Below are 14,641 nucleotides of genomic sequence, written 5' to 3'. Positions count from 1 at the left end.
GGAGCATGCCGTTAGGCAGTGCGTAGCGCAGCGAAGCACCGAAGCGAAGCGCAGTGCGGAATGCCCCGACCCTTGCGTAGCAAGGGGCACGCCCAAAAAATCAAATTGTTTTCAAACCTAATCAATTTTTGAAAAAATATACACATTCTTTTACTGCTAATAGTCAGTAATCTGGTCAAAAAATATGGCGCAGCTATTTTGCTGCGCTAAACCCATATTTCTGCTGAAAATACGCTAACGAAGTACAAATCGGATAGGTACGTTAATTTTAACTAATACTTTTTTACCGTTTTGTTCTCCAGGCGACCACTTGGGCATCATCTTAATTACTCGTAGGGCTTCTTCATCGCATCCCCCTCCAATGCCTTTTAAAACTTGTGGGTTAGTTACATTTCCTTCTCTATCTACTATGAAGGTAACAATAACTGTACCTTTAATACCTGCTTCTTTTGCCATAGGCGGGTACTTAATGTTTTCTGAAATAAATTTCATCATAGCTGCTTCACCCCCTGGGAATTGGGGCATTTTTTGGATAATCGTATATACAGTATTGTCTACCTCTTCTTGAATAACTTGTTTTTCTTCTTTTTTAGGTTCTTCTACTACTTCATCTACAACGGCGTTGTTGTCCCCTACTTGGGTTTTTTTACCTGCTTCTACATCTTTTTCTATTTCTTCAATAGCTGGGGGTGGGTCATTGACTTCTTCTTTTTTAATTTCAGGAATGGTAAATCGTATAGTGTTTTTAACAGGTGGGGGAGGCTCCACGGGAGGAGGTGGGGGAGGTAACTCTTCGTTTAGAGATGGAGGGGCTTCAAGGTTTACTTCTGTAATTACCATTTGTTTCTTTTCAGGGAGAGAGGCTTTAATAAGTGCTGCAATTTTGGGAGTGAGAAAACCTAAAATAAATATAACTAAGGCAAGGGCAAGCCCTATCATCAAGTTACGGTTGTAATTTCTTCTCAAATCATACGCCCCGTAGGCTTTATTTCTGCCTGTAAAAACAATATCTACCCAGCTTTCTGCAAAAATATCTACCTTGCCTAAGCCTGTGTCTCCCCTAGCAGTTTCTAAATTCATTTTACTTGTACTTGCCATAAACTGTAAGCGTTAGTTATGCAAATATAAGTGTTATTTTCTAAATGAGCAAATCACAATTCTCTTCCACGCCCAATAAACAAACCATCTTCACGATATAGAACTTCAAAAGTCTTATCTTTTGCTGTAAAACCTAATTCGTAACAAACATCTCCATTACTGTAAGTAATCTTGCTTGCCTCTTCTAGTTTAGCCTTAGCATACCGAGCTTTGGCAGTTTCTATGATGTGTTCAGGTACATCAGAAAGTTTGATTTCCTCTTCTGTAAGTAGCCAATGTCCTGTAACTGTAAATTCTGCTTCGTACTCTTTTCCTTCGTGTACGAACTCTGCTTCGTAAATTTTGAAAGGTACTTCCCAAGTCCATATTACTTGGCTAAGATCAACCTCAGGGTAGTAAGACTTGAATTCCCTTAGTATTTCGTTAGGGGGAATTAAAGTTTTCTTTTTTCTTGGCATAACCGTTTTAATTTTGCAGGCTAATATACAAAAGTTTGACAAAATCAATAAACCTACAGGAAAAACGATAAACTTCGTTTAAGCTACTTTTTTGTATTTTAATTTTTTTTGGCGTGCTCTTGTGGCAAAAGTCCATAACGGCGGCGTGCTGCGGGCTATGTGCGGAATGCTACAAACCTTGCGTCAGTAAGCGGCACACCTAAAAAACCAAACCACGTTCATAAATCTAACATAAGTTCAATAATTTGCTTTATGTACAAAATAAACTATTTTTGCGACAAAGTCTATATTTGAAAAAGCTCTATGAAAAAGTTCCTACTGGTATTATTCTTTGTTGTTAGCTCCTGCACTTTTTTAATTGCACAAAAGAAAAAAACAAATACTTCAAATAATGCTGCACCATCCGTTCAGAATTCTGCTACAAGCTCTGTTAAACCTCCCAAAGATAGCGTAGACTATGACATAAGAGTATATGCGAATGCCGTAGCAATGGGAGATTTTTATACTGCAATTACAGCCATTCATTACAAGTATGCGAAAGATAGCAATGTCAAGTGGTTAGACACTCTCTCACGTTTATATTTTACAGGTGGTATGGTACGTCAAGCGGTACTTAGCGCGGAACTCGTAGTTCAAAAGCAGCCGAATAACATAGCTATGTTAGAACTTTTAGCCATGAGTTACTCCAACATGGGCGATAGCAAAGCTGCGTTGGCTAAGTATGAGAAATTATTTGAAATTACTCAAAAACTTTACTATCAATATCAGTGTGCCGTAGAAGAGTACAACCTTGGTCGTGTAGGTGAATGTGAGCAGCGAGTTAAAAGTATTCAAGATAATCCGGCTGCTGAAAAAGAAAAAATAAACATTAACGTAGGACAAAACCAACCACCACAATCTGTACCTATTAAAGCCGCAGCTTTGAACTTATTAGGTGTGCTACAAATGAAAATCAGTAAAAATGAAGAAGCCAAAAAGTCTTTTGAGGAAAGTCTTAAATTAGCCCCAGACTTTGCTCTAGCGAAAGGAAATCTTGAACTGCTTAATAAACCAAAAGATAAAAAGTAAAAAGCATCTCATTCAATCATTATGAAAGCTCCCCAGTAGTATGGCTCTCTGTAATGCTCACGTGTTTGTTTCTGCGCCATTTCAAAGGCTTTTCGTTTAGACATTCCTTTTACAGACCAATTTTGATAAAAATTTTTCATCAAAACTTGAGTAGCTAAATCATTCACTTTCCACAAACTCATAATAATCATTTTTGCCCCAGCTACCTTGAATGCTCGTTGCAGCCCATAAACTCCCTCTCGGCTAGCTTGCCCTAAGCCTGTTTCACAAGCTGATAAAACTACTAACTCCGTACTATCTAACTCCATGTTCATTACCTCGAAAGCAGTTAATTTACCATCCTCTTTGTTTATAGGGCGAATTTCCATTTTATCGTAGTCCGCTACGCCTGCAAATAGTAGCCCTGCGTTTAACATAGCTTGCGTACTGCTTTGATATTGACCTTTTTTGAAATAACCATGAGTAGCAATGTGCAGCACGCGTGGATTCTTAATAGATTTAACTTGCTCCTCAGTAGCTTCATAACTAGTACTCACATAACTATTAGGTATATATAGGCTAAGCTCTGTTACTTCTTTTTCTGCGCCAGGTAGTGGGGCAAGGTTGTCAAACTCCCAATATATTTCAGGTTTCTCATTTCCTTTTGTGTACAAACCTACGAGGTATTTAGGATTGCCAATAAAATAACTTTTTTGATGCTGTGAAGAGCTAATTTTTTCTTGAACAATATCACTGGTTTTGGTTACGTAGATAATTTGTATTTCGTCTAAAACATGCTTCTTTGTTACAGGATTTTGTAGAGTACAAAGGTTAATTTTGTGGTATACCCCATCAGCTGAGAAATAGACTGTTTTTATGCCATTGAGCGCTTTGAGTATAGGTTTCCAATAAGCCAGGTAGCTGTACTCGTCATAAAACTTATGTATGATGCTTCTTTTATAGTTGATATAGTACTCCTTTTCCAAAGAATCCCCATTTTTTAGTACAATCAATTCAGGGTAAGTAGATTTTTTTTTAACTACAAACACTAAATAGTATGTGCGTTGATTTTCAGTTACTCTGCTAACCTCAATAGCAGCTTGGTGATGATTGAGTTTCGATTGAATATCTTTCCACTGCAAAGGTTTGTTATCAACAAAGTTAATTGATAAACTTTGTGTTTTCATGGCAAGTTTCTTTTCTATTTCATTTGCTTTTTGATACAAACTATCTAATTGTATGTTTCTTTTTTTGCGTTCTTGAAGGGTTAAACTCTGACTTTTTACGTACATTTCTCTAGCATTTTTCCATAACAAATACAAATCTTTAAGTTCATTGTCATTGCTTTGCAATATCCGTTGTTTAATTTTTTCCATGCTTTGTAAAATAAGTCCTTTGGTTTGCAAAATCAAGTTATAGCCGTGAGCAGTAACGGCAGGTCGTTGCAAATAAGTTTTTAGCACAAAGCACTGAAAATCATTTATATAATCTGCTATATTCGCTTGTATGTATTGCTCTTTTTCGACTTCAGAAAGGTTTTTGAAATTTTCCTGAATTTCTCTAGATTTGATTTGAGTAACTTCTTCATAGATAAGTTCAGCTTTATCGTACTCTTGTTTTTCGTGGTACATTTTAGCTAAACTATGCCGTATTTTCGTGTAATAAGGGTAAGTATTTCCAAATGTACTACGAATAATATCCACTGATTCTTGAAATAAATTTTCTGCTTCAATGTAACGTTTTTGGTATTGGTAAATTCGAGCTAAATTGTGGCAAAGCACAGGATACAAAAAATTTTCTTTACCAGTTACCGCAACTGTAATTTTCATAGCTTTTTTGAGCATATCTTCTGCCTTGCTGTACTGCTTTTTAGCCGCATATACATTAGCAAGATTAGCACAGGTAGTAGCATATTCAGGATGCTCGCCTAAAATCTTATGCTGAATATCCATAGCTTCCACGTATAAGCTTTCTGCTTGGGTGTATAGTTCTTTGTTATAGTACAAATTTCCTAAATCGTTACAAACTACAGCGTAAGGAACGGTTTCCTTACCTATTGTCATAGAAAGAATTTGCCTTGCCTGCTGAAAAAGTGTTTGACTTTCTTCATAGCGCCCTTGCTCCTGATACAAATCTGCTAAATGTTTGCACAAAAAGGCATATTCTTGGGATGTTTTGCCTAATACCTTTTCAAGAATAAGAAGGCTTTCTTTGAGATATATCTCTGCTTCGGCGTATTTACCTTGCAACTTAAATATTTTTCCTATGTTTTCAAGAGCATAAGCATAATTAGGATTATTCACTCCGTACAGATATAACTTTATCTCTAAAGATTCCTTTGCTAGCTCCTCCGCTTTACTGTATAAACCTTGTGCAGAATAAACTTCACTTAAAAGTTCGCAAATATCGGTATAATTTGAATTTTTTTCACCGTCATTCCCTAATAAAATAGTCCTAGCTAATTCTAATAATTTTTGTGCTTCTAAATAACGAAATTTTGCCACATATACATGTGATAAATTATATATAGATGTAACATATCTCACAGAATTGTGGTAGGATGCAGCCCAAGCACTGTCTTGTTTAGCATACATTTCTGCTTGGTCGTAATCTCCAATATAATAGAAGTTTTCTACTAACCTAGAAAGAATGTTACTATATGTTGTGTCCTTGTACTTAACTTGCTGCTCATAAAAGTGTAGTGCTTTCAGCGCCCAATCTATTGATAGTTCAAATTGAAGTTTTTCTTGGTATTTTACGGCACTGTCATAAGCATTTTGCCAAATTTGAGCAGAACAAAAAACAGCCAAACAAGTTAGATAGGTATAAAACCAAAGTTTCACTTTTCAAAACTACAAAAACTTAATTAGATACAGTAATTTTGCCCTAAATGTGTTATTTTAAAGTAGTCTTTACTCGAACATACCTTTGCTTTGTATGAATTGGATGCCCGTAGCTTTGATAAGTTTTATGGTGTATTTCAATACTTTTGGTCAAAAAGTGTTAGTAGTATTTCCTGAGTCTGAAAAAAATTATTTTTCTTCTCTTGCTCGCACAGATACTTTAATGTGGAGTAAAAAAGTCAAAGAAATTTTAGCACAAAGACAAAATGAAGGTTTTTTAGAATATAGTATAGACAGTACTTTTGTTAGGAACGATACTGTCTTTTTTTATATTTGGACAGGTAAAAAATACGTTTTTTTGCCGTTACAATACCGAGCAGAGTTAGGTAAAAATTTTTCTTCTTATCTTAAAAGCACTTCTAACCCCAAACTGATACAAGCAAATTTAGAAAAACTAATTGCTTTGCATACACAAAAAGGCTATCCCTTTGCAAAATGTAAAGTTGAATATCAACTCCTCTCATCCAAAGAAGCTTACGTGTACCAACCCATAGTTGAGATTGAAAAAGGTAGCAAGCATGTTTTTGATACAGTTTTATGCATAGGAGTTTCAAACAATGCATCTCGTTTAGCACAAAAAATTATAGATATCCATTCCAAAGATGTTTTTAATCAAAAAAAAATAGACAACAGCGTACAACTATTGAATAACAGCCCTTATTTTGAGCAATCTAAAATTAAAGAGATTCGTTTTACTGCTCAAAATACGGTACATTTGAAGTTAGAAACGCAGGTAAAAAAAGCCAGCTATATTGATGGCATATTAGGTATTGCTCCTGCTAACGCCCAGCAAGGTAAAACTCAAATTACAGGTAATCTTAAATTGAATATGGTCAATCCTAATTGGGGGGGAAAAATCCTTTATATCCAATGGGACAAGCTAGCTTCTACTTCGCAAAATTTAGAGGTTAGTTTTAAGCAGCCTTATCTTTTTTACACACCTTTTGATATTCAAACCTATTTGAGTATTCAGAAGCAAGATAGCACTTTTTTGCGCAGAGATATACAAGCTAAAACAAGCTATCGCCTTTCTGCGTTTTGGAGCTTACAAGGGGGCGTTCATAATCGGCATAGTTATAGTACCTTAAAGAATAACTTCAAGCGAGATACACTTGCAGCACCCATTTTACCTAAAACTCAAAACCTACTATTCAACTTTTCCCAAACTTTGTATAACGTTGGTATAAAGTACTTTTCTCTAAATGACCTATATGCGCCCCAAAGAGGTACAGATATGTCTATAGAAATATACGCAGGCTACAAAAATATACGCCAAACACAAGGTATAGATAAAGAAATTTTTGACAAAATCAACAAACGAAGTTTAGTTTATACAATGCAAGCTAAGTGTTGGCAGTATAAGTACCTCAACAAAAGACAAGTAGGCGTATTGGGGCTAAACACAGCTATTTTAATCAATCCTTATCTAACATTTAACGACCTGCACCGATTGGGCGGCTTACGAACTATCAGAGGATTCAATGAATTGAGTTACTTTGCTACGAATTATGCTATCGCTACGGTAGAATATCGTTATTTTTTAGAAAGTCTTTCTTTTGTGAGCATATTTTTAGACTATGCTTGGCTGCAAGAACGTTATCAAGTGGCGACTTTGCGCACAAGAGAAATAATTTTTAACAGTCAAATTAAGTATCAAACCTATCAAGCGATTGAAGAAAAAAATAAATGGAACAATCCCATAGGATTTGGTTTAGGGATGCAGCTGTGGATTGAAAAAGCAGGGCTTCTCTCGTTAGCTATGGCGTTAGGTAAGGATACCAAAATGCCTACTACTTCACTCAATTTTAGACAGCTTAAACTCCATTTCGGACTATTGACTCGGTTTTGAAAGGCTTATTCAATACTGCAAAATTTAATTAAGTTTTTGTTTTTTTGGGCGTGCCCTTGTGGGCATTTCGCTTGCGCTCATGCCCACAAGGTCGGCGTGCTACGGGCTACGCTATCGCTTCGGTGCTTCGCTGCGCTCCGCACCGTGCTAACGCACGCCCTCCGCATGCCTCACGCTATTTTTCTTCTATCAAGATAGTAACTTGACCAACAAGCTATTAATTTTCTTTATCATAACTGCTAAACATACTTTTGTATGAGCTTGGTACAATTTTTTTTGCACTACACAAACCTTTGTGTATTTTTGCACAACTAAGTTTTTCAAGTAGTTATAGAAACACTTTTACTTTTATTGCGTGTAGATTATGAAAATTACTTTTTGGGGCGCTGCTCGCGAAATCACGGGCAGCATGCATCTTATTGAACTTTCAGATGGCTTTAGAATACTTTTAGACTGCGGATTGTACCAAGGTGCAAAAGAAGAGCTATACATCAAAAACAAGTCTTTTCCTTTTGACGCCCGAAGTATAGACGTAGTCATTTTGAGCCACGCCCACGCTGACCATGCAGGTAACATTCCTAACCTAGTCAAGCATGGATTTAGAGGTAAAATAATCTCCACACCTGCTACTTTTGATTTATGTGTCTACATACTTTCCGATAACGCCTACCTCAATGAAAATGATGCAAAAAGAAGACGCGGCAAAAACCTAAAAGCACCTTTACAAACCTTATATTCCCACGAAGATGTAAAAGCAGCGCTAAAATTATTCCATACCGCAAACTATAACAAGTGGTATAGTATTCATCCTAACGTTAAGTTCATGTTTACAGATGCAGGACATATTTTAGGTTCTGCCAGCATAACTTTAGAAGTCAAAGAAAATGGAACTACTACCCGTATAGGCTTTACAGGTGATGTAGGTACAGAAGCGCGTTTAGTTTTACGTGATCCTGTTCCTATGCCCCAAGTGGATTATCTAATCACAGAATCTACTTACGGCGCACGTAGGCACTCCCGCAAAGAAAGTCCAGAAGAAGCACTCTATCGTATATTCAAAGAAACTTGTATAGACAAAAAAGCAAAACTTATTATTCCTGCTTTTAGCTTAGATAGAACCCAAGCTGTAGTCTTTGCTTTTGAAAAGCTTAGTCGCGCAGGAAAATTGGCACACGTTCCTGTGTATGTAGATAGCCCCTTAGCTACTGACTTAACCCAAAATGTATTTATCAAGTATCCCGATTGTTTTGATGATGAAGTCTTAGCTTATTTTAATAACGACGATAATCCTTTTGAATTTGATAAACTTACTTACATTCTTAGCAAAGAGGAGAGCAAACAGCTTAACCGAATACAAGGACCTTGTGTTATCATCAGCGCTTCCGGTATGGCTGAAGGGGGAAGAGTAATTCATCACCTTAAAAACACTTTGAGCAAACCCGAAAATACTATTTTGATCGTGGGTTTTTGTGCAGAAAATACTTTGGGCTACAAAATTCTCAAAAAAGACCCACCTTATATTGAAATTTTCGGAGAAACCATTCCTATCCTCGCCCGTATCGAACAAATAGATGCTTTCTCTGCACACGCCGACCAAACTGAACTACTGCGTTTTATAGAAAATCAAGATAAAACCCTACTGAAAAAAGTTTTTTTAGTGCATGGAGAGTACCAAGAACAGCTTACTTTCAAGGAACTTTTGCATCAGTATAATTTTAGAGATGTAGAAATTCCTGAAAAAGGTCAAGTGTTTGAAATAAACACACTCGGTCATGAAGCCAATTAGTCAAGCACAAGTTCAAAAACTAAAAAAGTTACATTTAAGCAAGTACAGATATTCAGAAAAAGCTTTTTTAGTAGAAGGCGATAAAATAGTTCAAGAAATAGTTAGTGCGGAGTATCCTTATCTCAAAGCTATTTATGTGCTTCAAAGTTACATTCCGAAATATACTTTGCCAGACAACATACCAATATACACTCTTACCGAACTGCAAGCTAAAAAGCTTACTCAATTACAAAATTTTTCAAAAATAATGGCTTTGGTAGGTATGCCCGAACCACCTGTTTTCAATCCTAATCAGAATGCTGTTTTTTTAGAAAGCATCCGCGACCCTGGCAATTTAGGAACTATCCTTCGTATTTGTGATTGGTATAATATACCGCAGCTTTTGCTTACTCCCGATTGCACAGACATATATAACGCAAAGGTATTGCAAGCTAGTATGGGATCTTTTATGCGAGTTGCTTGCATCACTCTAAATGAGCTACCTTCGCATTATGGGCAGGTCTACACAGCGGACTTGGCAGGTTTACCCATTGAAACCGTTCAGTTTAAGCAGCCTTTTATTTTACATATAGGAAATGAAAGCAGAGGTGCTAGCAGAATATTTTCAAGGAGCTTGCGGATTACTATTCCGCGTATAGGTAAGGCTGAGTCTCTCAACGCTGCGGTTGCTACTGCTATTTGCTTAGACCGCATTCGTACTCAACAACAGTAAGTATTATGATATTTTCCTTTGTATTTCTGCAAAGTCAGGATGTTCAATCAGCTTTTTATCTTGAACATTACGGTTCAAAAAGCTGTTAATCTCATCTATATCCAAAGTATGGCTTACTTCTCCAAATTCATTGATTCGAATGTCAAAGTCTTTCAAATCTTTATGAATACGAGCCTTCGTAATATTTTTCAGTTTTTTCGGCATAGTCCAAAACTAAATCCTGAACCATTAACAAACATTTACCCCTCAAAAGTTCCTTCTACAAAATTTAACTCAAAATATATTGCAATATAGTTTCAAAAAATAAATACCTTTGTGTAATGATACATTGGGTAGGATTGAGCAGCATATTTTTTACGGCTATATTCAGCGGTTGGATAGCTTATCACCTGCAAATTAAAAATACGTATTGGATTAGAATTAGCTTGGGATTCAGTGGAGCTTATTTGCTTTCAGTATGTATTTTGCATCTTTTACCTGAAGTTTTTGAGGTTGAGCTAAAATATCTCTCTTTTTTTGTTTTAGGGGGTTTTTTTATCCAATTGATTATTGAATACTTTTCCAAAGGTTTAGAGCACGGACACATTCATGCACATTATAGCCATCAGCAAAATAAAATATACACTATCATGGTAGGGGTATTCCTCCACGGTTTGATTGAAGGTCTACCCCTTTCAGGTACAGGATTCAAAAGCAGCGAAACCCTGCAAAATATGTACCTGGGTATTCTTTTACACCATATTCCGAGTGCATTTGTATTAGTTACTATGCTAAAAAACAGCTATTTCTCTACTCAAAAAATAACTTTCATTTTGATTTTGACTTCATTAAGTGTACCTATGGGAGCTCTTATGGGCAAAATTTTGTTAACGCAAACCATGAGTGTGTATTTCAACTACATTTTAGCTATAGTTGTAGGTGTATTTTTGCACTTATCTACGACCATTTTATTTGAATCAGCCGAACCTGACCATCAATACAGGCTACGCAAGTTTGTAGCAGTATCTTTGGGGATACTTTTAGCATGCTTGATCAGTTTATTGGGATAGAATAAATTAAAATCGTATGATATTTTTGGCATATACTGACAAGTATGTATTAGACCTTCCAGAAGGACACAAATTTCCAATGATAAAGTACGAATTGATTTATGAACAGTTACTTTATGAAGGCATATTCGAACCCAAAAACTTTTTTGAGCCTACTCTTGTCAGCGAAGAAATTATATTAAAAACTCATGACCCTTATTATTGGCACAGATTGAAGAACTTGCAATTAACTCCATTAGAATTTCGCAGGATAGGCTTTCCGCCGTCAGAGAAAATGGTTTTTCGTTGTCGTTCCAGCGCAGGGGCTACTCTACAATGTGCGTATTATGCGTTGGAAAATGGGGCTTCGCTCAACATTGCAGGAGGAACGCATCATGCGTACGCAGACAGAGGAGAGGGCTTTTCTATGCTCAATGATATTGCTATTGCCATCAATGAACTGCGTAGCCGAAAAATTATTCAACGTGCTTTAATTGTAGATTTAGATGTTCATCAAGGTAATGGAACTGCCAAAATTTTTGAAAACATTCCCGAAGTATTCACTTTCTCTATGCATGGCAAAGACAACTACCCGCTTCGTAAAGAGAAGTCCGATTTAGACATAGCTTTGCCCACAGGTACGCAAGATAAAGAGTATTTATCTATTTTAGCCCAAACTCTTCCTGTTTTAATCGCGCAGCAAGACCCTGAAATTATCTTTTATCAAGCAGGTGTGGATATTTTATCTACTGATAAAATTGGTAAATTATCTATTACACAAGAGGGATGCAAACAAAGGGATGAAATTGTATTCAGTACTGCCAAAAAGCACAATTTACCGATTGTGGCTGTCATGGGCGGAGGGTATTCTACTCAAATCAAAGACATTGTCAATGCCCATGTAAATACGTTCAAAGTAGCTCAAAAGTACTACGACTAAGCTTGAAAACAGTTGCACAAAAGGATAATGATTTTATTTTTTGGGCGTGCCCTTGCCCACACTTCGCTTGCGCTTGGGTGGGCAAGGTCGGCGTGCTTCGGGCTACATGCGGAATGCCCCGACCCTTGCGTCAGCAAGGGGCACGCCCAAAAAAATTAAAACTTTCTGATAGAGGGTTTAAATCGGTATTTACTTTCTCTACTTGGATAATTTCCAAAGGAATTTCCCTTTTGTCATCAGATAGGTTTATCCTCTAATTTACTTTGCATTTCTTTGATGATACTATCCAGCTCCTGCATAGTTTGATGTAAATGCTTGAATACTTCTTCTTTTTCAGCTAGAGTATGGCAGTGTTGATAGATCTCAAAAAGTCCTAACACTCTTGCAATTGGTGCGCGTAGTACATGCGCATTATAGTGAGCATATTGACTTAATTGCTGATTTCGCTGCTCAAGCTTTTCAGTACGATCGCGAACCAATTGTTCTAAATTGGTATTGAGCTCTTCAATAGTTTCTTTTTGTTTTTCCAAAACTCTCTTTTTGAGTTCTATTTCATAGTTAGCTTGTTTTAGAAGTCGATTTCTTTTATGAATAATGGACAAAAAAAGAACTGTAATACACAAGGACAGCAAGGATAGGACTAAGATAATTCTTTGAAATTGTATAACTTTTCTTTGTGAAGCTTGTTTTTGTGTGGCTTCTGTTAATTTCATGGTATAGTTGAGATGCTCTAGTCTTTTGGCTATGGATTGCTGCTGTTTTGAGAGTGCAACCTTGAACAAAGAGTCTTTCATTTTGATTGCATTTTTGCTTTCAGCAATGGCATTTAAATAGTGTTGTTGTTTGGTATAAATGTCGGTTAAAAGTGTGTAAAGTTCAACTTGTCTTTCTATTTCTCTATATTTTTGGCTTATCGAAAGTGATTTCAAGGCAAATTCTTTTGCTTGTTCTAAATTATTTTCATTAAAATAGGCGTATGCTAAAGCTTGATATGCCGAAGCGCTGTTTTTGGGATATTCTATTTCAAGACTTAAAGCTTTTTGGGCATACTTTTTAGCGTTTTGATAATCTTTTAGTTCTACGTATAGATGTGCCAAATTAGCAAATAAAAGCTGAGTATTATTATGTTTAGGATATTGACTCAATAATTTCTCTGCTTGTATATAGTAAGATTCACAGCTATCCCATTTTTTTCTACGAAAGTAAGTATTTCCGATATTAAGATATACTGTACCCAAAGCTGAATAATTGTGATTTTGCTTGAATATTTCGGCAGCTTTTTGGTAAAAGTATACCGCTTTTTCAAAACCTTCTTGTATGCCATACAAATTTGCTAAGTTAGTGTAAACAATACCCAGCCCTTCCAGATTTTTTAATTCTTGAAATAATTCTAATGAACGAAAATAATGACTAGCCGCTGAATCCTCATAACCTATGTTCTTGAATGCTACTCCCAAGAAATTTTCCGCCTTAGCTTCATACACCTTGTGCTTGGACTTTTTTGCTAATTCTATACAAAATTTTAATATCTTGATAGTGCTATCTGGAGCTGTGCCAAGGTAGTCGATAGCTATATTAAATAAACTTTTGATTTTTAAGCTATCGTTTGAACCATATTTTTTAGAAACTTCTGCAATTAACTCTTTCACGTTAGCAGGGTTACTTTTATTTTGTGCAAAAAGAGTGTGTCTTAGGTAAAGTGCTGTACATATAATAATAAAAATAACAATTTTAAATCGCATAAGCAGCAATGCAAAGTAATAAAATTATTCAAAATAATTGAACTATTTGCATAAATTTGCGTTTGCAGTAAGTTAGTATGAAAAAATATTTTTTGCCCATTAGCATTGGAATGAGCTTGTGTATTATAGGAATGTTTTCTTGCACAGAGGAAATTCCACCTGAAAAGCTTAGGCTAAAAACTACTGAAAAAGCAGTCATTATTGAGGGCTATATTTCTTATGCGGTCAATGCGGATAGCAACACGGTTAATACACAAGGTCCTTTCGAGGTCAAAGTATCTACGTCTAGTCCATATTTTGAAAAAGTTTCTTTCATAGGTCTTTCAGGCGCTGTCGTATGGATGACAGATAATTTTGGACAAAAAGACTATTTTACCGAAGTAAGCCCAGGGATATACCGTTCTGATAGCATTCAGGCTATACCTGAACGAACTTACACCCTTAACGTAACTTATCAAGGTAAAACTTACTCTGCAAGTTCATATATGCCCACTTATGTGCCTTTGGATAGTGTAACCTATAAATACGTTCCTGGAATCAATTTTTTACCTGCTGGCTATTATGCTACTATATACGGCGTAGATCCCCCAGGAGGGAACAACTACTATCGGTTACGAGTATTCAAACGAACTACGGACAAACTTACAGGCAAGCGCATAGATTCTCTCTTCAATGGTGCTTTTGATTATCAGGGCGGTATTGCAGAAGACAAGTTTTTTGATGGCAATTTCATTGACTTTCAATTGCCTTATCCAGGTAAAATAGGTGATACCATTCGCTTTGAGTTATGTTCTATTGATAGGGGTAGTTATGAGTACTATCTATCGTTAGGACAAGCTATTGCTAATGGAGGTTCAGGTGGACCTTTTTCACCCCCTCCTGCTAATCCTAAAACTAATTTTAATAATGGTGCTTACGGATATTTTTCCGCAGAAAGCTATTCTAGAAGGTGGCTGATTATAAAATAATCAAGCTTTACAGGATTTCGTAGATTAAGTTTCTTTTTGGGCGTGCCCCTTGCTGCGCAAGGGTCGGGGCATTCCGCACTGCGCTTCGCTTCGGTACTTCCCTGCGCTTC

At 36.3% G+C, this 14,641-nt stretch carries 14 protein-coding genes; 9 read left to right on the top strand and 5 right to left on the bottom strand.

Going from position 1 to position 14,641, the window contains the following annotated elements; genetic code table 11:
- Positions 1-234: 234 nt before the first annotated feature.
- Both NZ519_05835 and NZ519_05830 read right to left on the bottom strand, forming a co-directional pair.
- Positions 235-1,080 carry an energy transducer TonB gene (locus tag NZ519_05835; protein ID MCS7028270.1) on the bottom strand — a complete coding sequence of 282 codons (846 nt, stop codon included), beginning with the start codon at positions 1,078-1,080 and terminating at the stop codon, positions 235-237.
- Positions 1,081-1,151: 71 nt separating this feature from the next.
- Positions 1,152-1,556, bottom strand: a complete 405-nt coding sequence (locus NZ519_05830) for a PepSY-like domain-containing protein (protein ID MCS7028269.1) — start codon at positions 1,554-1,556, stop codon at positions 1,152-1,154.
- 303 nt (positions 1,557-1,859) lie between these two features.
- On the opposite strand from NZ519_05830, the gene NZ519_05825 reads away from it, so the two are divergent.
- A complete protein-coding gene (locus tag NZ519_05825; protein ID MCS7028268.1) occupies positions 1,860-2,624 on the top strand; it encodes a hypothetical protein in 765 nt (254 codons plus the stop codon).
- Positions 2,625-2,632: 8 nt separating this feature from the next.
- On the opposite strand, the gene NZ519_05820 is transcribed toward NZ519_05825, so the two are convergent.
- The gene (locus tag NZ519_05820; protein ID MCS7028267.1) at positions 2,633-5,446 is read right to left on the bottom strand and encodes a CHAT domain-containing protein; all 2,814 of its coding nucleotides are present in this window, start codon (positions 5,444-5,446) and stop codon (positions 2,633-2,635) included.
- A gap of 103 nt (positions 5,447-5,549) precedes the next feature.
- Here NZ519_05820 and NZ519_05815 point away from each other — a divergent pair, with 103 nt between their 5' ends.
- The 4 genes from NZ519_05815 to NZ519_05800 all read left to right on the top strand — a co-directional run bounded on the left by NZ519_05815 (position 5,550) and on the right by NZ519_05800 (position 9,853).
- Positions 5,550-7,355: a hypothetical protein gene (locus NZ519_05815; GenBank protein MCS7028266.1), complete on the top strand. Its 1,806-nt coding sequence runs from the start codon at positions 5,550-5,552 to the stop codon at positions 7,353-7,355.
- A gap of 44 nt (positions 7,356-7,399) precedes the next feature.
- Positions 7,400-7,561, top strand: coding sequence for a hypothetical protein (locus NZ519_05810; GenBank protein MCS7028265.1), 162 nt, complete (start codon positions 7,400-7,402; stop codon positions 7,559-7,561).
- A gap of 158 nt (positions 7,562-7,719) precedes the next feature.
- On the top strand, positions 7,720-9,141 hold the full coding sequence (locus tag NZ519_05805) for an MBL fold metallo-hydrolase (GenBank protein MCS7028264.1): 1,422 nt from the start codon (positions 7,720-7,722) through the stop codon (positions 9,139-9,141).
- A complete protein-coding gene (locus NZ519_05800; GenBank protein MCS7028263.1) occupies positions 9,128-9,853 on the top strand; it encodes an RNA methyltransferase in 726 nt (241 codons plus the stop codon). The genes NZ519_05805 and NZ519_05800 overlap by 14 nt, the downstream gene beginning before the upstream one ends.
- A gap of 3 nt (positions 9,854-9,856) precedes the next feature.
- Here the strand turns inward: NZ519_05800 and NZ519_05795 are convergent, their stop codons facing one another.
- Positions 9,857-10,057 (bottom strand): hypothetical protein, encoded by a 201-nt coding sequence (locus NZ519_05795; GenBank protein ID MCS7028262.1) that lies wholly within the window; start codon positions 10,055-10,057, stop codon positions 9,857-9,859.
- 116 nt (positions 10,058-10,173) lie between these two features.
- Here NZ519_05795 and NZ519_05790 point away from each other — a divergent pair, with 116 nt between their 5' ends.
- The 3 genes from NZ519_05790 to NZ519_05780 are packed head-to-tail and all read left to right on the top strand — an operon-like array spanning position 10,174 to position 11,990.
- The gene (locus NZ519_05790) at positions 10,174-10,902 is read left to right on the top strand and encodes a ZIP family metal transporter (protein MCS7028261.1); all 729 of its coding nucleotides are present in this window, start codon (positions 10,174-10,176) and stop codon (positions 10,900-10,902) included.
- A gap of 16 nt (positions 10,903-10,918) precedes the next feature.
- Complete coding sequence (locus tag NZ519_05785; GenBank protein MCS7028260.1) at positions 10,919-11,821, top strand: histone deacetylase; 903 nt, start codon at positions 10,919-10,921, stop codon at positions 11,819-11,821.
- Between the two features lie 40 nt (positions 11,822-11,861).
- Positions 11,862-11,990: a hypothetical protein gene (locus NZ519_05780; GenBank protein ID MCS7028259.1), complete on the top strand. Its 129-nt coding sequence runs from the start codon at positions 11,862-11,864 to the stop codon at positions 11,988-11,990.
- A gap of 67 nt (positions 11,991-12,057) precedes the next feature.
- Here NZ519_05780 and NZ519_05775 read toward each other — a convergent pair whose 3' ends face one another.
- Positions 12,058-13,563 carry a tetratricopeptide repeat protein gene (locus NZ519_05775; protein ID MCS7028258.1) on the bottom strand — a complete coding sequence of 502 codons (1,506 nt, stop codon included), beginning with the start codon at positions 13,561-13,563 and terminating at the stop codon, positions 12,058-12,060.
- A 77-nt stretch (positions 13,564-13,640) separates the two neighbouring features.
- On the opposite strand from NZ519_05775, the gene NZ519_05770 reads away from it, so the two are divergent.
- Entirely contained in the window at positions 13,641-14,531 is an 891-nt protein-coding gene (locus tag NZ519_05770) for a DUF4249 domain-containing protein (protein ID MCS7028257.1), read from the top strand.
- Positions 14,532-14,641: the final 110 nt, after the last annotated feature.

It is taken from the genome of Bacteroidia bacterium (genome assembly GCA_025056095.1).
Classification (GTDB): Bacteria; Bacteroidota; Bacteroidia; order JANWVE01; family JANWVE01; genus JANWVE01.
This window is presented reverse-complemented; position numbering and strand designations above follow the sequence as displayed.